This window comes from Pseudomonas sp. (assembly GCF_035277045.1).
GTDB lineage: Bacteria > Pseudomonadota > Gammaproteobacteria > Pseudomonadales > Pseudomonadaceae > Aquipseudomonas.
Genome location: NZ_DATELE010000107.1, coordinates 19,582 through 40,301 on the forward strand (window position 1 = coordinate 19,582; position 20,720 = coordinate 40,301).

14 protein-coding genes are annotated in these 20,720 nt (G+C 66.5%); 3 read left to right on the forward strand and 11 right to left on the reverse strand.

The features are described 5' to 3' along the window. Positions 1–172 precede the first annotated feature (172 nt). The 9 genes from VJS90_RS04465 to VJS90_RS04505 all read right to left on the reverse strand — a co-directional run bounded on the left by VJS90_RS04465 (position 173) and on the right by VJS90_RS04505 (position 12,523). Entirely contained in the window at positions 173–781 is a 609-nt protein-coding gene (locus VJS90_RS04465) for a glutathione S-transferase (protein ID WP_324119460.1), read from the reverse strand. Then, complete coding sequence (locus tag VJS90_RS04470; protein ID WP_324119461.1) at positions 778–4,419, reverse strand: AAA family ATPase; 3,642 nt, start codon at positions 4,417–4,419, stop codon at positions 778–780. Before VJS90_RS04470 ends, VJS90_RS04465 begins: the two co-directional genes overlap by 4 nt. Next, positions 4,416–5,654, reverse strand: a complete 1,239-nt coding sequence (locus tag VJS90_RS04475) for an exonuclease SbcCD subunit D C-terminal domain-containing protein (RefSeq protein WP_324119462.1) — start codon at positions 5,652–5,654, stop codon at positions 4,416–4,418. The genes VJS90_RS04470 and VJS90_RS04475 overlap by 4 nt, the downstream gene beginning before the upstream one ends. Positions 5,655–5,723: 69 nt before the next feature. Next, on the reverse strand, positions 5,724–7,343 hold the full coding sequence (locus VJS90_RS04480; protein WP_324119463.1) for a BatD family protein: 1,620 nt from the start codon (positions 7,341–7,343) through the stop codon (positions 5,724–5,726). Then, positions 7,340–9,058, reverse strand: a complete 1,719-nt coding sequence (locus VJS90_RS04485) for a vWA domain-containing protein (RefSeq protein WP_324119464.1) — start codon at positions 9,056–9,058, stop codon at positions 7,340–7,342. Before VJS90_RS04485 ends, VJS90_RS04480 begins: the two co-directional genes overlap by 4 nt. Beyond that, positions 9,055–10,131 (reverse strand): VWA domain-containing protein, encoded by a 1,077-nt coding sequence (locus VJS90_RS04490; protein WP_324119465.1) that lies wholly within the window; start codon positions 10,129–10,131, stop codon positions 9,055–9,057. Before VJS90_RS04490 ends, VJS90_RS04485 begins: the two co-directional genes overlap by 4 nt. Then, complete coding sequence (locus VJS90_RS04495) at positions 10,124–10,618, reverse strand: DUF4381 domain-containing protein (RefSeq protein WP_324119466.1); 495 nt, start codon at positions 10,616–10,618, stop codon at positions 10,124–10,126. Before VJS90_RS04495 ends, VJS90_RS04490 begins: the two co-directional genes overlap by 8 nt. After that, positions 10,615–11,559, reverse strand: a complete 945-nt coding sequence (locus tag VJS90_RS04500; protein ID WP_324119467.1) for a DUF58 domain-containing protein — start codon at positions 11,557–11,559, stop codon at positions 10,615–10,617. Before VJS90_RS04500 ends, VJS90_RS04495 begins: the two co-directional genes overlap by 4 nt. Positions 11,560–11,563: 4 nt before the next feature. Further along, a complete protein-coding gene (locus VJS90_RS04505) occupies positions 11,564–12,523 on the reverse strand; it encodes a MoxR family ATPase (RefSeq protein ID WP_324119468.1) in 960 nt (319 codons plus the stop codon). A 231-nt stretch (positions 12,524–12,754) separates the two neighbouring features. Between VJS90_RS04505 and VJS90_RS04510 the strand changes: the two genes are divergently transcribed. Beyond that, entirely contained in the window at positions 12,755–14,053 is a 1,299-nt protein-coding gene (locus VJS90_RS04510) for a DUF2235 domain-containing protein (RefSeq protein WP_324119469.1), read from the forward strand. Positions 14,054–14,100: 47 nt separating this feature from the next. Here VJS90_RS04510 and VJS90_RS04515 read toward each other — a convergent pair whose 3' ends face one another. Continuing rightward, complete coding sequence (locus tag VJS90_RS04515; protein WP_324119470.1) at positions 14,101–14,460, reverse strand: hypothetical protein; 360 nt, start codon at positions 14,458–14,460, stop codon at positions 14,101–14,103. Between the two features lie 159 nt (positions 14,461–14,619). Here VJS90_RS04515 and VJS90_RS04520 point away from each other — a divergent pair, with 159 nt between their 5' ends. Beyond that, the gene (locus VJS90_RS04520) at positions 14,620–19,485 is read left to right on the forward strand and encodes an NAD-glutamate dehydrogenase (protein ID WP_324119471.1); all 4,866 of its coding nucleotides are present in this window, start codon (positions 14,620–14,622) and stop codon (positions 19,483–19,485) included. 72 nt (positions 19,486–19,557) lie between these two features. On the opposite strand, the gene ppsR is transcribed toward VJS90_RS04520, so the two are convergent. After that, positions 19,558–20,376, reverse strand: coding sequence for a posphoenolpyruvate synthetase regulatory kinase/phosphorylase PpsR (gene ppsR, locus VJS90_RS04525; RefSeq protein ID WP_324119473.1), 819 nt, complete (start codon positions 20,374–20,376; stop codon positions 19,558–19,560). 176 nt (positions 20,377–20,552) lie between these two features. On the opposite strand from ppsR, the gene VJS90_RS04530 reads away from it, so the two are divergent. Next, on the forward strand, positions 20,553–20,720 hold a 168-nt coding region (locus tag VJS90_RS04530), incomplete at its 3' end, for a PEP/pyruvate-binding domain-containing protein (protein ID WP_324119476.1).

Here is a 20,720-nt window from a genome sequence, read left to right on the forward strand (position 1 = left end):
AGCAGATCCTGTGGGAGCGGCCTTGTGCCGCGATCGGGCCCGCAGGGGCCGTGAAACCTGAGACTTCGGTATATCAGACAGAGCGCGGTGGCAGGTTCTACGGCTCCTTCGGACCCGATCGCGGCACAAGGCCGCTCCCACAGGACTCGCTTTTGCAGCTCAGGAGCGGTACTCAGATGGGTTCAGTGGGACGCGCCATGATCGACTTGAACAGCTCGGACTCCAGCCATCCTTGCAGCCAGGCGCGCAATCGGGGATAGGGCGCTTCGGCGAACCACTGCGGCTCCACCCCCGCGAACTGCCGCATCAACGGCAGCAGCGCGGCATCGGCAAGGCTGGGATGTGGGGCCAGCAGGAAAGGCCGATCCGCCAGCAACTCCTCCAGCTCCGCGAGCCACGGCTCGGCCTGGCGCCGGTAATGCCCGCGGTCGAACTGCGGATACCGCTCGGCATACTTGTACAGGTTGACCTGCGCCTTGAACGTGCTGTCATTGCGGGCGATCAGCTCATCCGCCAGCAAGGAACCCGCGGGATCAGCCAGCAACCGCCAGTCCTGCGGGTCAGCAAACGCCAGCGCCCAGCGCATGATGTCCAGGCTTTCCTCCAGCACCCCGTCACCGGTATCGAGCACCGGTACCGTTCCCTTGGGTGACAAGGCGAGCAGCTCGGGCGGCTTGGCCTTGAGGCTGACTTCCCGGATTTCCACCGCGCACCCGGCATAGCGCAGCGCAAGGCGCGCGCGCATGGCCCAGGGACAGCGGCGGAAGGAATACAGGATCACCCACAGACCTCCACTTCGCTCAGTCCATTGCCTTGGCGGCGCACCTGGATCTGTACCGGAATGCGCTCGTGCATCTCTTGCACGTGGGAAATCACCGCCACCTTGCGGCCTTGCGCCTGGAGGCCGTCTAGAGCGTCCATCGCCAGTTGCAGCGACTCGGGGTCGAGGCTGCCGAAGCCTTCGTCGATGAACAGCGACTCGATGCGCAGGGTGCTCGAGGCCATGGAGGCAAGGCCGAGTGCCAGCGCCAGCGACACCAGGAAGGTCTCGCCTCCGGACAGCGAATGCACCGAGCGCAGCTCGTCGCCCATCTCGGTGTCGAGCACTAGCAGACCGAGCGAGCTGCCGCCGCGCTTGAGGCGGTAGCGGCGAGCGAGCTGGCGCAGCTGGGTGTTGGCATGGTGCAGCAGCAGGTCGAGGTTGTAGCCCTGGGCGATCTTGCGGAACGTATCGCCGCTGGCAGAGCCGATCAATGCACTCAGTCGCGCCCAGCGCTGCCATTGCTGATAGGCCTGGGCGATCTGTTCGGACAAGGCCTGGTGGGCCTGCTGGCGGCGCTGATCATCCGCCTGCTCGGCGCGCAGTTCAGCGCAGTGCTGTTCCTGGGTGGCCAGTTGCTGCTGCAGTTCAACCAGGCTCTGTTCAAGGGTTTCAGCAGGCAACGCGCCGTTTCCGTGGGCCAGATGCTGGGCCAGGCGCTGCTCGCGCTCCTGCACCCGCACGCGAGCCTGCTCGATGGCCTTTTCGGCCGCCTGAAGGGTCTGGCGCAAGTGCGCCAGTTGCGTATCGTCGAGGGCCAGCAATCGCGTCAGGCCGCTGTCATCCAGCTCGGGATGCTGCGCCCGCCACTGGCTGATCAGGCCCTGCAACTGCTGGTGCTCCTGCTCCAGGGCGTGATGACGCTGTTCATCGGCCTTCAGCTGGCTGGCCAGTTGCACGGCCTGGGTGCGCGCTTCCTGCAGCTGCTGCGCGGTACTCGCTTCGCCCTGTCGGGCCTGCTCCACCTGCTGCTCCGTCCACGCTTGCCACTGTTCGGCGCTTGCATGCTCGCCGAGAAGCGCCTGCAAGGCCTGGCGGGCCTGCTGTTGCTGGTCCGCGAGGCCTGCGATCTGCTGGCGCAGCTCTTCCTGGCGTTGCAGGCGCGTCTGCTGTTGGGCCTGCAGCCTGTCGAGCTGATGCTGGCGCTGGGTCAGCTCCTGTTGTTCATCATTGTGTTGCTCCAGCTGCTGCAGGCGCTGGCTGATCTGCTGGTCAAGGGCCAGGAAGGCCTTGGCCGGCTCATCGCGCAGGGCCTTTAGAATGTCATCGGGCAGCAGCGTGGCGAAATCGGCCAGTGCCTGCTCCAGGCGCTCGCCGTCGTCGTCCAGGGCTTGCTGCTGGTGGCTGACGCGCTGGCTGGCCTGTTGCTGGCGCTCGGTGGCGGCCTGCAGCTGTTGTTGCAGGCGGGCGGCATCCTTTTGCAGGGTCAGCAGGGTGGCCTGGCGCTGTTCGTCGCGCTCGATCTCCTGATTGAGGCGGTTGAGCTGGGCCTCGAGCCAGGCGCTGCGGTTGTCCTGGGCTGCCAGCGCGGTCCAGAGCGCATGGCTGGCCAGCTGCGCGGCCAGCGGTTGCTGCTGCTCGCACAGCTCTGCCTGCTGGCGCTGGAACTCCTTGATCTGGCCATTGAGGATGCCGACCTGGGCGCGCAGTTCTTCGAGGCGCGTCTTGAGCGCTTCGACGCGGGCCAGGGCCGTGGTCTCCTCGGCCTGGTCATGTCGTCCCAGGCTCTCGAGCAGCGCTTCGGGCTGGTGCCAGGGGTGCTCGGCACTGCCACACACCGGGCAGGGCTCGCCGTCCTGCAACTGCGCACGCAGCTCCTCGACACTGGCATTGCGCGTCAGGCGCTGGCGTTCGAGCAGCTGGCGGGTCAGGGCCAACGCCTGCTCGGCGGCGTCGAGCTGGGTCTTGGCCTGCTGGCCTTCGCCGATCAGCTGCTGGCGCTGCGCCATGGCTGCCTGCTGGCGGCCGCGCAGGGCGTGCAGGCTTTGCTCCAGCTCCTGGTCACGGCCGTGCAGGCGCGACATTGTTTCAACGCTGCGCTGCTGCTTGCGGTTGTCCTGCAGCATGGCGCCCAGCAGGTCGATCTGTTCGGCCAGGGCATGCGGTTCGGCACCCACCTCGCGGTGGAGCAGCTCAAGGGCGTCGCGTTGGGCCTGCGACTCGGCGCTGGCCTGGCTTGCCTGGGCCTGCAGGCCTGGGAGTTCTTCACGGCCCTTGTTCAGGCGATTGCCGATCAGCAGCAATTGTTGCAGCTGGTTGCGATAAGCCTGCCAGGCGCTGGTGAGGTCGGCCAGATGGGCGCTGTGCGCAAGGGCCTCGGCGATCTGTGCCAGCTGCTGCTGGCTGCGCTGCTGATGGGCGTCCATCTGCTGCAGTTGCTGCAGGCCTTCGGCAACGGCCTGGTCGGCCTGCTCGCCCAGGGACTGCAACTTGCCAAGCTCTTGTTCAAGCCGGCCAAGGGTGTGCTGCTCGGTGAAGGCCTGGCGCACCTGTGGCGCGCTTTGCGCCTGGCTGGCCTGAACCTCGGCGAGGGTCTGGCGGGCGGCTTCCACGTCCTGTTCGAGCTGCGCGGCGCGGGCTTGCAGCTCGCGCTGCTGGTGGACCTGCGCGGCGATTGCGGTGGCCAGCGGAGTGAGCTGGGTAGCCAAGGCCTGCTGGCGGCTGAACTGGTGGCGTTGCGGCGACAGTTGTTCGAGGCGCAGCGCATCCTGGCGTTGATCGGCCAGCCCCAGCCAGTGCTGCTCGGCGGCCTGCAGGGCCTCGCCGGCCGCGGCCTGCTGGTCTTGCAGCTGGCGTTGCTCGGCGTACCACTGGCGCTGCTGCTCCAGCTCCCGCAAGCGGCCCTGGTCGCCTTTGAACGCCTGCTGCGCCTGTTCCAGGCGCAGGTCGAGCGCGCTGCGGGCCTCATCGTTCATCGGCAGCAGGTAGCTGGCGCGTTCTTCGAGGGCGCGATGGACGTCCGAGGCCTCCTTGCTCCTGCTGAACGCGCGCTGGCCCAGGCGGGTGTAGATCGAGGTGTTGGTGAGTTTCTCAAGCAGCTCGCTGCGTTCCCGGTCATTGGCCTTGAGAAACGCGCTGAATTCGCTCTGGGCAAGCATCACGGCGCGGGTGAACTGCATGTAGTTCAGGCCCAGGCGCGCTTCGATCAGTTGCTTGTATTCGCTCTTGCTCTGGTTGCTCAGCAGCTGCTCGCCGTCCAGATCGAACAGGCTCTGGCGGCTGTTCTGCAGCTTGCCATTGGCCTTGTCGCGGGCGCGGTTGGCCTCCCAGCGGGCCCGGTATCGACGACCGTCGGCACCGACGAAGTCCACCTCGGCATAGCCGCTGCCGCTGCCGCGGCGCAACAGGGTGCGGGGGTCGTCGCTGGACAGGTCGCTGTCGGTGTCCGGGACCTTGGCCTCCTTGGACACGTTGCCAAGGCGCGGCACATCGCCGAACAGAGCCAGGCACAAGGCATCGAGCAGCGTGCTCTTGCCCGCCCCGGTGGGGCCGGTGATGGCGAACAGGCCGGCACTGGCCAGGGGTTCGGCGGTGAAGTCGATGTCGATCGGACCGGCCAGCGAGGCCAGGTTCTTCAAGCGGATCGCCAGGATCTTCATGGCTGTTCTTCCTCGTTCTGCACGTCCTGCAGCAGCAGGGCGAAGTCGGCGAGCACCTGTTCGTCCACGGCGCTGCCGTAGGCTTGTTCCCAGGCCCGGCTGAACAGGTCCTGCGGGCTCAGTTGACCCAGCTCGACCAGGTCGATGCCGTCATCGTCTGGCCCCGTGCGGCCGGCGTACTCGGCGCTGATGCGCACCAGGCGCACAGCCTTGCCTTGCAGGGCCGCTTCGAGTTGCTGGCGCAGGTCCGGCTGGGGCTCGTCCAGGCGGACCCGGACCTCCAGCCATGGCTGGCGCTGCGGGTCTTCGAGCAGATCAGGCTCCGGCAGCCCGGCCAGCGCCACCAGCAGCTCGGCCAGTGGCGCCGGACCGAAGCGTTGCAGGGCCACGGCGCGCGGTACCAGGCGCGGTTCGATGCTGGTCAGCTCGGTGCCGTCCAGCTCGATCTCCAGCACCTGGTGCGGGTAACCGATCTCGGCGAACGACAGCGGGATCGGTGAACCGCTGTAGCGGATGCGGTCCTCGCGGTTGACCCGCTGCGGCTTGTGCAGGTGGCCCAGGGCGACATAGCTGATGTCGCGGTCGAACAGCTTTGCCGGCAGCGCCTCGGCATTGCCGATGATAAGGCTGCGCTCGGAGTCTTCCGACACGGTGCCGCCGGCCATGTGCGCGTGGCTGATGGCGATAAGTGCCTGGCCGGCCTTGCGCTTTTTCAGGGCGGCCGCGATCAGTTGCTGGTGCACCTGGCCGATGCCCTTGAGGTAGTCGTCACCCAGCAGCGGTCCGGTGACCTCGGCTGGACGCAGGAAGGGCAGGGCCAGGCACCAGGCGCTGACTTTGCCGCGGGCGTTGGTCAGCGGGATCAGCAGGCGCTCGCTGTCGAGCTGGCCTTCGTCGAGCCAGTGCACCCGGCCCAGGGCGTGGGTGCGCAGGCGGCGCATCAGCGCGGCAGGCAGCTCGATCCGGGATCCGGAGTCGTGGTTGCCGGCGATCATCACGATGTCGAGCTTGGGCTGTTGCTCGTGGGCCTTGACGATGAAGTCGTAGAGCCGCTCCTGGGACTTGACCGGCGGGTTGACGGTGTCGAAGACGTCACCGGCGATCAGCAGTGCATCTGGCTGGCGCAAGTGCAGCTGGCCCAGCAGCCAGTCCAGGAAGCAGGCGTGTTCGAAATCGCGTTCCTGGCCGTGCAGGCTCTGGCCCAAGTGCCAGTCAGAGGTGTGAAACAGACGCATGGGAGTTCCAGTCGGAGGTGCCGGCGCGGCGCAAGGCGTGCCACGCCGTGGGGTCATGTGGGGTAAAGATCATTTGGGATACAGCGGCGGCAGGCTGCCGGGCTCGCTGGGCAGTGCCACGGCCTGTTCGGCGGGCGGGATGGTGCCGATGGCGCGCCACAGCTCGTCGCCTTGCCAGTACTGTCCGCTCTCGCTGTACAAGGCGCCATTGAGGGCGTCGAGCGCAGTGGACAAGGGCACGAAGCGCGCGGCGATGTCCGCCAGCGTTTCCGGTTGCTGGCGGGCCCAGGCATCCAGGGCCTGGCGCGTCGCCTGCGGGTCATTGGCCAGGCACGCGCGCTTGAGGTCATCCAGCAGGCTGCGCGGGCTCGGCCCGCTCTGCGCGGCGCGCGGCACCGCCGGCCGCGCTCGCGCCCGCCACCACAGGGCAAAGCCCAGGGCGGTGGTCAGGGCCAGGACCAGGGTGCTCAACTGCCAGGGCCAGACCGGTCCCGTACGCCCGGCAGTGTCGCCGAGCGGGGTTTCGGCGGCCAGCGCCGGGTTGTCCAGCACGCTAAGGGTGCGTGCCGGCAGGCTGCTGTGCTCCAGATGGTCCTCGCGGGTGTTCCACCAGGTGACGTCCTGGGCCGGCAGTTCGAGGCTGCCGCTGTGGGTCGGGACCAGCGCTTCGCGCTCTTCGCGGTTGGCGGTCATCCCTCGGTCATTGAATTCGTTGCGCAGCTGCGGGTGGTCCGGGTAGCGGCGCAGGCCCCTGACCTCGGTGGCCGGCAGCGGGGGCAGCTGGGTGCTGGACAGCCCTTCGGCGCGCAGGGTAATGCTGCGAGTCAGCGAGTCGCCGATCTGCGTCGGCTGGCTGGCGGGATCGGGGTTCCAGCGCTCTTCAAGGGTCAGGCTGCGCGCGGGCAGCCAGGCGGCGCCAGGCGGATACTCAGCGGGAACAGGCCGGACCTCGAGGCGCAGCGGCAGCGAGCTCACCTGCACCTGCTTGCCGACCCGCGCCATGCCATTCTGCGGCTCGGCCTCCTCGGCGGCGGTGGCGGTGAAGGTCAGTGGCGGCAGCTCCAGCGGGCCGCTCTGCTGCGGGTAGATCACATAGCGGGTTTCGATCACGCCATGGCGCACGCCATTGATCTCTTTTTCGTAGGTGCGCGACTCGCCCAGTGGCTCGACCTTGGCCGTGTCCAGCAGGAGCGGGCTGAGGCTGCTGTCGTTGTACAGCGACACCGAATGATAGATGCGCACGGTCAGCACGGCCTGGGCCTGGACGTAGACACTGGCGCTGTCCAGGGCTGCCTCGATGAAGACCTTGGCGGCGCTGTCAGGACGACTGGCATCGCTGGCCTGGACCTGCAGCTCGATGGCCTGGCTGAGCGTCTGCCCGAGCTGCAGCACCGGGATGCGCAGGCTGCCGCTGCGCCGCGGCAGCAGGGTGATGATCCAGCGGGTGCTGGCACGGGTCTCGCCGTCCAGGGTGTGCAGACTGTTGAGCTGGCGCGTGCCGCGCACCTCGAAGTCGGCCTCGAGGGCGCTGAGGTCGGGCTTGCCGAACTGGGTCACGTCCTGACTCTCGAGGGTCAGCTCCAGGGTTTCGCCGGCTTCCAGGCGAGTGCGGTCGACACTGGCCTGCAGCGCTGCCTGGGCCTGCAGGGCAAACAGCAGGCTGAGAAGGAGGACGCCGAGGCGACTCATCGTGGGGTTTCCTGATGCAATTGCTGTTCATACCAGAATTTGCGCCGCAAAAGGTCCGCCGGGTTGTCCGGGATTTCCCGCAGCCATTGTTCCAGGGCTTGGCGCTGTTCGGCGTCAAGGCTTGTAGAGGTCGGCCGCTTCGGCGGGCTGATCACTTCATCATCGCCACCCGCCTGGTTGCCTGCCTGGGCCTGGGAAGTGCCGTTGGCACTGCCGGAGGCCTGGGCGGCGGGCTCATCCTGCTTGCCCTGGCCACCTTCGGCCTGGCTGCTGGCCGAACTGCTGTTGCCCTCGGTCTCGCTGCCCGGACTGCCTTCGGCGTCGCTCGCGGAGGACTGCGCCTCGGCCTTGGCCTCACGCTGGCGCAGCACTTGCTCGACCAGCACCTGGTTGTCCAGGGCGGGCTGCAGGTCGGGTTGGCGCTCGAGCGCCTGTTCGTAGGCGTCCAGGGCGGCTTCCAGTTCCCCGGCCCGGGCCAGTGCATTGCCCCGGTTGTAATGGGCCGCTGCCGTGTTGCCCTGGGCGAAAGCGCGCGCGGCGCCAGCATAGTCGCCCGCCTCGAAGAGTGCCATGCCTTGCCACTGCGGATCGCGAAAATGCCGCGCCGCTTCCATCGGCCGTTGCTGCTGCAGCAACCGCGCGCCTTGCTGGTCGGGGCGCAGCCACAGGTCGTTGAATTCGAAGGCCTGGCTGGGTTGGGGCAGGGCCAGCAGCAACGGCAGGCAGAACAGCCAGCCGCGTCGACCGGCACAGGCGGCCAGCAGCAGCAACGGCAGCAGCAGCCAGTACCCCTGGTCGGCCCAGCTGTCGAGCTGCAGGGTCTGGCCTTGATTGCTCAGGCTGCGCGGGTTGTCGAACAGGCCCAGCCCACGCAGGTCGAGGTCGTCGATGCGGGCGTGGCGATAGCGTCCGCCGGTGCCGTTGATGAAGGGCTTGAGGCTGGCGCTGTCCAGGCGCGGCAACAGAATGCCGCCTTGTTCATCCTTGAGGTATTCACCGTTGGCCTGGCGCACCGGCGCGCCCTCGCTGCTGCCGATGCCGAGCATCAGCAGGCTTGGCCCCTGACGCCCCAAGGCGCGAAGGATGCCGTCGCGCTCCAGGGCGCCGAGCGAGGAACCGATCAGCAGCAGGCGCCCCTGGCCCAGGCCACTCTGGGCCAGCAGCGCCAGGCCCTTGGCGACGGCCAGGTCGGCGCGCTGGCCCGGCTGGGGCATGATCGTCGGGTCCACTGCCTCGAGCAGGTTGCGGGTGGTCGCCAGGTCGTCGGACAGCGGCACCAGCGTATGGGCGCTGCCGGCGTAGACGATCAGCGCGGTCTGGCTGTCGCGCCGGTGCTCGAGCAGGTCGAGGATCTTGCGCCGGGCTTGTTCCAGGCGATTGGGCGCGCTGTCCTCGGCGAGCATCTGCGGCGTCATCTCCAGCAATATCACCAGCGGATCGGCAGGGCGCTGGCGAGTCTCCTCGACGCGCTGCCAGCTTGGACCGAGCAAGGCCAGGCACATCAGCATCCAGGCCAGGCCCAGGGCGATCCACGGCAGTTTGCTGGTGCTGCCGTTGCCACCGCCCAGCAGCACGGCATGAAACTGCGGCGGCAGGATCATCTGCCAGCGCCCGGCACGCTTGCGCCGGTGCCAGAGCTTGAACAGCAGCCAGGCCAGCAGCGGGATCACCAGCAGCCAGAGCGGGCGCAGCCATTGCGGCCATAGGGCGATCATCGGCGTTTCCTCAGGCGCAAGCGCTCGAGCCGCTCTCGCCACTGTGGCAACGGCTGCAGGAACAGCGGCCGGCGCATCAGCCGTTGCAGCAGGTTGTCGGGCCATAGCGCGGCGATCACCAGCAGCGCGCTGAGCAGCAGCGCCAAGGCCAACGGCCAGGCATACAGGGCCTTGGCGGTGCGGGCCTGGGTGGGCTGCTGGGCGACCGGTTCGAGCTGATCGAGGGTATCGCCGATGCTGCCCAGCTCCGCGCCGTCATGGGCACGGAAATAGGCGCCATGGGTAAGCTCGGCGATCTCCCTGAGCGAGGCCTCGTCCAGGTCCAGGCTGGGGTTCAGCCCGAGCAGGCCCGGCGTGCCGCTGGCTTCGGGGTTGGCGCCGATGCCGATGGTGTAGATGCGCACGCCTTCCTGGGCGGCCAGGCGCGCGGCGGTCAAAGGATGGATCTGCCCGCCGTTGTTGGCGCCGTCGGTGATCAGGATCAGCACGCGGCTCTGCGCCGGTCGCTGGCGCAGGCGCTTGACGGCAAGGCCCACGGCATCGCCGATGGCGGTGTTCTTGCCGGCGATGCCGATCTGCGCTTCGTCGAGAAAGGCGCGCACGGTGCGTCGGTCGAAGGTCAGCGGCGCCTGCAGGTAGGCCTGGCTGCCAAACAGGATCAGACCGACACGGTCGCCCTCGCGATCCTGCAGGAAGTCGCCAAGCAGCGCCTTGACCAGGCTCAAGCGGCTGATGTCCTCGTCTTGCCAGCGCATGTCGGGGTAGTCCATCGAGCCGGACACGTCGACGGCCACCAGCAGGTCGCGCCCGCTCGCGGCAATCGGCACCGGCTCGCCCAGCCACTGCGGGCGGGCGGCGGCGAGCAGCAGGAGCAGCCAGAGGAGCACGTACGGCGCCTGTTGGTCCCAGGTGGGCAGGCTGAGGCGGGCGCGGCGCCCGGCCAGGCCTTCGAGCTCGTCGAGAAAACCGACCTTGAGCACCGGCTCGCCGCTGTCGGCAGCCGGCAGCAGCAGGCGCGCCAGCCAGGGCAGCGGCAGGAGCACGAAGATCCACGGCCAGGCGAGCTCAAACATGCTTGCGGATCCAGGTCTCGACCGCCTGGCTGAGCCCGGCGATGGCTTTGTCGTCCAGCTTGCACTCGGGCTTGTAGGCGCCCTCGACCAGCACCATCCAGCGAGTCAGCCCGGCGGCCGGGCAGCGGTTGTCGAGAAACGCCAGCCACTTGCGGCCGTTGAGGGTGTGGCTGTTGGCCCCAGGGTAGTGATTGCGGCACAGGCGCTTGAGCAAGGCGTTGATCTGCTGCAGCCAGGCTCCGGCATGGGCGCCGTCATAGGGGCGCGGCAAGCGGGCGAGCTCGGCCAAGGCTTCCTGGCGCACCGGGTCCAGCGGCTGCTCGACCGGTGCCACGGGCCGGCGCAGGGGGCGCCAGTGACGCCCACGCCACAGGCCCCAGCCGAGCAACGGCAGGAGCGCCAGCAGGGCCCACCAGCCAGGCGCGGGAGGCCACAGTCCGATCTGCGCCGGAGCGATCAGCGGGTGCAGCTGGTCGAGCGGGTTCACCTGCGGCTCCGCGGGCGCTGGGCATTGAGGTACTCGCGCAACTGTTCGATCATCTCGCTTTGGGTGCTCAAGGGCATCAGCACGACACGCATTTTTTGCGCCAGCCACTCCCAGCGCGCGATGCGCGACTCGCTGTGCTGGCGGTAGAGCTGGCGCAGGTTGGCGTCCAGGGTGTCGAGCTCCAGGTGCGCGCCGCGCTGGGCGAAGCGCAGCAGGCCGGCGGCCGGCAGGGCGTGGTCGAGGGGATCGGACAGCGGCATCAGCAGCACGTCGCAATGGCGTGACAGCAGGCTCAGGTGCTGCTCGACGGCGGATGTCAGCGCGCGCTCGTCGCAGATGATGATCGCCAGGCTGCCCGGGCGCAGCACTTCACGCGCGCGGCGCAGGGCCAGGCCAAGGCTGTCGGGCTGCGGCGCGGCTTCGGTGTGCAGCGACTGGTTGACCCTGGCCAGGCGGTTGAGCAGCTGCAGCAGGCTCTGCTTGCTGCGCCGCGGCTTGATCTCGTAGTGCTCGTTGTCGCCGAACACCAGACCGCCGATGCGGTCGTTGTGGCCCAGCGCCGCCCAGCCCAGCAGGGCCGCCGCCTGGGCGGCGAGCACTGACTTGAACATCAGCCCCGAGCCGAAGAACAGCCGCTGACTCTGCTCGACCATGATGAAGATCGGCCGCTCGCGTTCCTCGTGGAACAGCTTGGTATGCGGTTCCTGGGTGCGCGCGGTGACGCGCCAGTCGATGTTGCGCACATCGTCGCCTGCCTGATAGACCCGCACCTGGTCGAAGTCCACGCCGCGCCCGCGCAGCTTGGAATGGTGCAGGCCCACCAGCGGGCTGCGTTGGCCCGGCTGGGAAAACAGCTGGATTTCGCGCACGCGATGGCGCATCTCGATCAGCTCGCCAAGACTGATGCGGATCCCGGGGGAGGCCAGTGTGGAGGCAGGCATGGGGTCAGGCGACGGCGACGGCGTCGAGGATGCGCTGGACCACCCGGTCCTGGTCGACCCCGGCGGCCTCGGCCTCGAACGACAGGATGATGCGGTGGCGCAGCACGTCGAACAGCACGGCCTGGATATCCTCGGGGCTGACGAAGTCGCGCCCGGCCAGCCAGGCGTGGGCGCGCGCGCAGCGGTCCAGGGCGATCGAGCCACGGGGGCTGGCGCCATAGGCGATCCAGTCGGCCAGCTCAGGGTCGAACTTGGCCGGCGTGCGCGTGGCCATCACCAGTTGCACCAGGTATTCCTCCACGGCGTCGGCCATGTACAGGCCGAGGATCTCCTTGCGCGCGGCGAAGATCGCCTGCTGGCTGACGCGCCGCTCGGGCTTGGTCTCGCCATGCAGCGCCTCGCCCCGCGCCTGCTGGAGGATGCGCCGTTCCACGGCGGCATCGGGGAAGCCGATCTTCACGTGCATCAGGAAACGGTCGAGTTGCGCCTCGGGCAGCGGGTAGGTGCCCTCCTGCTCGATCGGGTTCTGGGTGGCCATGACCAGGAACAGCGGCGACAGGTCGTAGGTGCTGCGCCCAACGCTGACCTGGCGCTCGGCCATGGCCTCGAGCAGCGCCGACTGGACCTTCGCCGGCGCCCGGTTGATCTCGTCTGCCAATACCAGGTTATGAAATATCGGGCCTTGCTGGAACACGAAGCTGCCGGTTTCCGGACGGTAGATCTCGGTGCCGGTGATGTCGGCGGGCAGCAGGTCGGGGGTGAACTGGATGCGGTGGAACTGCGCCTCGACGCCCTCGGCCAGCTCCTTGATCGCCTTGGTCTTGGCAAGGCCCGGCGCGCCTTCGACCAGCATGTGGCCGTCGGCCAGGAGCACGATCAGCAGGCGCTCGACCAGTTTTTCCTGGCCAAGGATCTGGGTGGAAAGAAAAGTGCGCAGCGCGATCAGCGCTTCACGGTGTTCCATCGTCGGCGATTCCTGGGCGAGGGCCGGGGTGGGCAGGAAAATAGCCACCCGGGCAGGGGCTGATACTTTAATCCATCCGGGCGTGCGCCGACCAATCACCACGCTGAAAAATCTTGAAAAACCTTGTGATGGCCGAGGTTTGGGACATTTCCTTCACGTTTTGTAGAACCGGCCGATTCTGATCCTGCCCCGGTTGCCTTCCTATCCAGGTTTGACCGAGAGGGGCAGGCGATGGGAAATCCGGCGATAACCGTACGGGTCGGGGTGTTTTTCGATGGCACCGGCAACAACCGCGACAACAGCCAGGCGGGATTGGAGAACCCGGGGGCTGTCCCGCCCGGCTTTGCGGGGGGTAGCTATGCCAGCGCGTTGACCAACGTCGCGTTGTTGCATGGGTTGTACCCCGAGGACGGACGCCTCTATCTGAAACACTATGTGGAAGGGATCGGGACCCTGACTGGCGAGGCCGACGCCTGGTTTTCCCAGGCGACCGGGCGCTGGGACAGCGGCGTGCAGGCACGGGTGGCTCAAGCGGCCCTGGCCATTGGCGGGCAACTGCAGGCGCTGATGGACCGGGAACCCGCCGTGGCGCTCCGTGGGCTCGAGTTCGACCTGTTCGGCTTCAGCCGAGGGGCCGCGGCGGCCCGGCATTTCGCCAACGACCTGCGCAGGGGCGTCGGCAGCCTGTTGGCGCTCGCGCTGAAGGAGCGTCCGGGGCTGGCCGGTGGCCGGTTTTCTTGGGAAGAGGGCATCGTCATCAATTTCATCGGCCTGTTCGATACGGTTGCCGCCATTTTCTCGCCCCTGACGGGCAGGGATGGCATGGGCGACCTGGACCTCAGGCTGGACCCGAGCCTGGCGCGGCGCGTGGTGCAACTGGTCGCGGCGGATGAGCACCGGCATCATTTTCCATTGGTGGGCAGCGCCTATGACATCGTCCTGCCCGGGGCGCATGCCGACATCGGGGGAGGTTATCCCGCGCGGATGCAGGAGCAGGTGCTGTTGTGCAAGCCGCGGACCAACCGGGTGCCGGCCGGGACGCCAGTGGAGCGGACAGCGGCGTATGCCCAGGTTGGCGACTTGCTGGCGCTCTCCTGCGGCGAAGAACCGCTGCCCAGGCCGCAGGTGGTCACGTGGGAGGAAACGTTGGAGCATCACCGTGCGAGCAGGGATATGCCGTACAAGGAGGTGCATGTGGCGCTGTACCGGGAGCGGGAAGTGCTGGGGCAGTTGTCGCAGGTGTATCTGCGGGTGATGCGGGAACTGGCGGTCGAGGCCGGGGTGCCGTTTGCGGTGGTGCAGGGGGAGTTACCGCGGGAACTGGAGGTTATCGGCGGCAAATTGCTGGATTTCGCCCTGGGCCGGCTTGCCAGTCCGGGATTGCGCGATGAAGAAGCGGGATTGCTCAAGGCTCGGTATATCCATGCCTCGGCGCATTGGAATCCGTTGAAGGGACTGCGCAATAGCGGGCTGGACCTGCTGTACATCGACCGGCCGGCGGAGGGGGACAGGTTGGTGTTGACCGCATGAGGGCTGACAGTGCCATGGCTGAAAACCTTCAGCCAGGCACCTTATGGCTACCCCCGGATCTCGCTGACAAACACCCCGGTCCCCTGCAGGATATTGCGCAACGTCAACGCCACCTCCGCCAGATCCCCGGCCGGCGTGGCATGCAGGATCTCGAGGAAATCATCGCCGCGCAGCGCATCGGCATCCCCGGCCGCCACTTCGATCAGCAACCGGTCCGCCCACAGCGTCACCTTCAGGCCATCCAGCGTCGAAGGCTCGTCATCCAGGGTCAGATCGACCGTGTCTTCATCCGGATAACGGGTCAGCAGAAACATCTGCCCCTTGTCACTGTGGCAGCACAGGGTGGCCATGTTGTCTTCCTCGTCATCGCAAGGCGTGGCGAAAAGCAGGGCGGTCTTCAGTTGCATGGGCAGCTCGATCAACAGGATGAAATGGAATTCTGCCAGTCTTGCCTGGTTCTATAAATGCAATGTTGCAGGTCTTGACCGAATATGTCGCAGCACCGCAAGCAGCCTCGGCCTGCCACTCGTTAAGCTCATGCCCAAAGCCCAAGCGGAGTACCACAGATGGCGTTCTTCACGGCAGCCAGCAAAGCCGACTTCCAGCAGCAACTGCAAGCGGTCCTGGCGCAGCACATCAGCGAACAGACCCTGCCACAAGTGGCGCTGTTCGCCGAACAGTTCTTCGGCATCATATCCCTCGATGAACTCACCCAGCGCAGGCTCTCCGACCTGGCCGGCTGCACCCTGTCCGCATGGCGCATCATCGAGCGCTTCGACATCGAGCACCCCGAGGTGCGGGTCTACAACCCTGACTACGAACGCCACGGCTGGCAGTCGACCCACACCGCGGTCGAGGTGCTGCACCATGACCTGCCGTTCCTGGTCGACTCGGTGCGTACCGAGCTGAACCGTCGCGGCTACAGCATCCACACCCTGCAGACCACGGTGCTCAGCGTGCGCCGTGGCCTGGATGGCGAACTGGTCGAACTGCTGCCCAAGGGCACGTCGGGCGAGGGTGTTCAGCATGAGTCGCTGATGTACCTGGAGATCGACCGTTGCGCCAGCCCTGCCGAGCTCAAGGTGCTGGCCCGGGAGCTGGAAAAGGTGCTGGCCGAGGTGCGCGTCGCCGTCGCCGACTTCGAGCCGATGAAGGACAAGCTGCGCGAGATCGTCGCGCTGGTCGAGCAGAGCCCCTACGCGCCGTCGCAGAATGAAAAGGCCGAGGTGAAGGCATTCCTGGAGTGGCTGCTAGGCAATCACTTCACCTTCCTGGGCTATGAGGAGTTCACCGTTTCGGCCGACGCCGAGGGCGGGCAGATCGTCTACGATCCGCAGTCGTTCCTCGGCCTGACCCGGCTGCTGCGCGCAGGCTTGGGCGCCGAAGACCTGCGGATCGAAGACTACGCCGTCAACTACCTCAACGAGCCCCTGCTGCTATCGTTCGCCAAGGCCGCGCAGCCGAGCCGCGTGCACCGCCCGGCCTATCCGGACTATGTCTCGATCCGCCAGCTGGACGCCAAGGGGCGGGTCATCAAGGAATGCCGCTTCATGGGCCTGTACACCTCCTCGGTGTACGGCGAAAGCGTGCATGCCATTCCGTATATTCGTCTGAAGGTCGCCGAAGTCGAGCGCCGCTCGCTGTTCGATCCCAAGGCCCATCTGGGCAAGGAACTGGCCCAGGTACTCGAGGTGCTGCCGCGCGACGACCTGTTCCAGACCCCGATCGACGAGCTGTTCAGCACCGTGATGTCGATCGTGCAGATCCAGGAGCGCAACAAGATCCGCGTGTTCCTGCGCAAGGACCCGTACGGGCGTTTCTGCTACTGCCTGGCCTACGTGCCGCGTGACATCTATTCCACCGAAGTACGCCAGAAGATCCAGCAGGTGCTGATGGAGCGCCTGAAGGCCAGCGACTGCGAGTTCTGGACCTTCTTCTCGGAGTCGGTGCTGGCGCGCGTGCAACTGATCCTGCGGGTCGACCCGAAGAACCGCATCGACATCGACCCGCAGCAGCTGGAAAACGAAGTGATCCAGGCCTGCCGCTCGTGGAAGGACGACTACGCAAGCCTGGTGGTCGAAAGCTTCGGCGAGGCCCACGGCACCAATATCCTGGCCGACTTCCCCAAAGGCTTCCCGGCGGGCTACCGCGAGCGTTTCGCCGCGCACTCGGCCGTGGTCGACATGCAGCACGTGCTGGCACTGTCCGAGCGCAAGCCGCTGGTGATGAGCTTCTACCAGCCGCTGACCCAGGCCGGCAAGCAGCTGTTGCACTGCAAGCTGTACCACGCCGACACGCCGCTGGCGCTGTCCGATGTGCTGCCGATCCTGGAAAACCTCGGCCTGCGCGTGCTGGGTGAGTTTCCCTACCGGCTGCGCCATGCGAGCGGGCGCGAGTTCTGGATCCACGACTTCGCCTTTACCTACAGCGAAGGACTGGACCTCGACATCCAGCAGCTCAACGACACCCTGCAGGATGCGTTCGTGCATATCGTCCAGGGCGATGCCGAGAACGACGCCTTCAACCGCCTGGTGCTGACCGCCGGCCTGCCATGGCGCGACGTCGCCTTGCTGCGTGCCTATGCCCGCTACCTCAAGCAGATCCGCCTGGGCTTCGACCTGGGCTACATCGCCAGCACCCTGAACAACCACACCGACATCGCCCGCGAGCTGACCCGGCTGTTCAAGACCCGCTTCTACCTGGCGCGCAAGCTCACCCAGGAAGACCTGGACGACAAGCAGCAGCGCCTGGAACAGGCCATCCTCACGGCCCTGGACGATGTGCAGGTGCTCAACGAAGACCGCATCCTGCGCCGCTACCTGGACCTGATCAAGGCGACCCTGCGCACCAACTTCTACCAGGCCGATGCCAATGGCCAGGCCAAGCCGTACTTCAGCTTCAAGTTCAACCCCAAGCTGATCCCCGAGCTGCCAAAACCGGTGCCCAAGTTCGAGATCTTCGTCTATTCGCCGCGGGTCGAGGGCGTGCACCTGCGCTTTGGCAATGTTGCCCGGGGCGGCCTGCGCTGGTCGGACCGTGAAGAGGATTTCCGCACCGAAGTGCTCGGCCTGGTCAAGGCCCAGCAGGTGAAGAACTCGGTGATCGTGCCGCTCGGCGCCAAGGGCGGCTTCCTGCCGCGTCGCCTGCCGCTGGGCGGCAGCCGTGACGATATCCAGGCCGAGGGCATCGCCTGCTACCGGATCTTCATCTCGGGCCTGCTCGACATTACCGACAACCTCAAGGACGGTGGCGTGGTGCCGCCGGCCAACGTGGTGCGCCACGACAATGACGATCCCTACCTGGTGGTGGCGGCCGACAAGGGCACCGCGACCTTCTCCGACATCGCCAACGGCATCGCCGTCGACTACGGCTTCTGGCTGGGCGATGCCTTCGCCTCGGGCGGCTCGGCCGGCTACGACCACAAGAAGATGGGCATCACCGCCCGCGGCGCCTGGGTCGGGGTGCAGCGCCACTTCCGCGAGCGCGGCATCAACGTGCAGCAGGACCCGACCACGGTGGTCGGTATCGGCGACATGGCCGGTGACGTGTTCGGCAATGGCCTGCTCATGTCCGACAAGCTGCAACTGGTGGCGGCGTTCAACCACTTGCACATCTTCATCGACCCCAATCCGGACCCGGCCACCAGCTTTGCCGAGCGCCAGCGCCTGTTCGACCTGCCGCGCTCGGCCTGGACCGACTATGACACCAGCATCATGTCCGAAGGTGGCGGGATCTTCCCGCGTAGCCTGAAGAGCATCACCATCACCGAGCAGATGAAGCAGCGCTTTGACATCGAGGCCGACAAGCTGACCCCGACCGAGCTGCTGCACGCCCTGCTCAAGGCGCCGGTCGACCTGCTGTGGAACGGCGGCATCGGCACCTATGTCAAGTCCAGTGAAGAGAGCCATGCCGACGTCGGCGACAAGGCCAACGATGCCCTGCGCGTCAATGGCGACGAGCTGCGCTGCAAGGTGGTGGGCGAGGGCGGCAACCTGGGCATGACCCAGCTGGGCCGGGTTGAGTTCGGCCTCAATGGCGGCGCGACCAACACCGACTTCATCGACAACGCCGGTGGCGTGGACTGCTCCGACCACGAGGTCAACATCAAGATCCTGCTCAACGAGGTCGTGCAGGCGGGTGACATGACCGAGAAGCAGCGCAACCAGCTGCTGGGCAGCATGACCGATGAGGTCGGCTCGCTGGTGCTGGGCAACAACTACAAGCAGACCCAGGCCCTGTCGCTGGCGGCGCGCCGTGCCCGCGAGCGCATCGCCGAGTACAAGCGCCTGATGGCCGACCTCGAGAGCCGTGGCAAGCTGGACCGCGCCATCGAGTTCCTGCCGTCGGAAGACCAGCTGGCCGAGCGCCTGGCGGCCAACCAGGGCCTGACCCGTGCCGAGCTGTCGGTGCTGATCTCCTACAGCAAGATCGACCTCAAGGAACAGTTGCTCAAGTCGCAGGTGCCCGATGACGAGTACCTGACCCGCGACATGGAGACCGCCTTCCCGCCGTCACTGGTGAGCAAGTTCGCCGACTCCATGCGTCGTCACCGCCTCAAGCGCGAAATCGTCAGCACCCAGATCGCCAACGACCTGGTCAACAACATGGGCATCACCTTCGTGCAGCGCCTGAAGGAGTCGACCGGCATGAGCCCGGCCAACGTGGCCGGTGCCTACGTGATCGTGCGCGACATCTTCCATCTGCCGCACTGGTTCCGCCAGATCGAGGCCCTGGATTACCAGGTGCCGGCCGAGATCCAGCTGACCCTGATGGACGAGCTGATGCGCCTGGGCCGGCGCGCCACGCGCTGGTTCCTGCGTAGCCGCCGCAACGAGCAGGATGCCGGGCGCGACGTGGCGCACTTCGGGCCGAAGATCGCCCAGCTGGGGCTCAAGCTCGACGAACTGCTCGAAGGCCCGACCCGCGACCGCTGGCAGGCCCGCTACCAGGGCTTTGTCCAGGCCGGGGTGCCGGAGCTGCTGGCGCGCATGGTGGCCGGGACCACGCACCTGTACACCTTGCTGCCGATCATCGAGGCCTCGGATGTCACCGGGCAGGACCCAGCCCAGGTGGCCAAGGCGTTCTTCGCCGTGGGCAGCGCGCTGGACCTGGCCTGGTACCTGCAGGAAATCAGCAACCTGCCGGTGGAGAACAACTGGCAGGCCCTGGCCCGCGAAGCCTTCCGCGACGACATCGACCTGCAGCAGCGCGCGATCACCATTTCGGTGCTGCAGATGTCCGATGCCCCCGAGGACATGGACGCGCGCGTGGCCCTGTGGCTGGAGCAGCACCGGGTGATGGTCGAGCGCTGGCGCGCCATGCTCGACGACCTGCGCAATGCGACGGGCACGGATTACGCCATGTACGCGGTGGCCAACCGAGAGCTGGTCGACCTGGCGTTGAGCGGGCAGGTGGTGGTCGTGCCTTCCTGACCCGTGCGCTGAACTGAAAAAGCCCCGGCGATCGCCGGGGCTTTTGTTTTCCAGCCGAGCGGGCTGCCGACGTTACTTGAACCGCCGTTCCACGCCTTTTTCCACCAGAATCTTCGCCGAAATCTCTTCCACCGAAAAATGCGTCGAGTTGATGTTCGGAATATTCTCCCGCCGGAACAGATTTTCCACCTCCCGCACCTCGAACTCGCACTGGGCAAAGCTCGAATAGCGGCTGTTGGGCTTGCGCTCATGGCGGATGGCCGTGAGCCGGTCGGCATCGATCGTCAGGCCGAACAGCTTGTGCTGGTACTTCCTGAGCACCGAGGGCAACTGCAGGCGCTCCATGTCGTCCTCGGTCAGGGGGTAGTTGGCGGCGCGGATGCCGAACTGCATGGCCATGTACAGGCACGTAGGGGTCTTGCCGCAGCGCGACACACCCACCAGGATCAGGTCGGCCTTGTCGTAGTAGTGGGTGCGCGCGCCATCGTCATTGTCCAGCGCGAAATTCACCGCCTCGATGCGCTCCATGTAGTTGGAGTTGCCACCGATCGAGTGCGACTTGCCCACCGAATATGACGAATGGGCCGTGAGCTCCTGCTCCAGCGGCGCCAGGAAGGTCGAGAAGATGTCGATCATGAAGCCGTTGGACGTGGCCAGGACCTCGCGGATGTCCTGGTTGACGATGGTGTCGAAGATGATTGGCCGCACTCCGTCCCGCTCGGCGGCGGCATTGATCTGCTGGACCATGGTGCGCGCCTTGTCCAGGGTATCGATGTAGGGACGAGTGAATTTGTTGAAGCCAATGCTATCGAACTGTGCCAGCAGACTCTGGCCCAGCGTTTCGGCCGTGATGCCGGTGCCATCGGAGATGAAAAAGGCGGTTCGTTTCATTTGCGAATAGGGCCTTAAGCTGCTGACAATTCTTGGATATGATAGGTTCGGTTTGCCGAACACGACGTGCCGGCATTCTCACTTATTTTCCAGGTCCAGGCCACAGGCGCCCGGCCAGGCCACAGCGGCAGGCGGGTGACATGAGCGTTTCCAACACAGTTAGTGGAGAGATCACCTTGGTAGAGTACGTAGTTTCCCTCGATAAGCTCGGCGTCCATGATGTGGAGCACGTGGGGGGCAAGAACGCATCCCTCGGCGAGATGATCAGTAACCTCGCAGGTGCCGGTGTGTCCGTGCCGGGCGGCTTTGCCACTACGGCTCAGGCGTATCGCGACTTTCTCGAG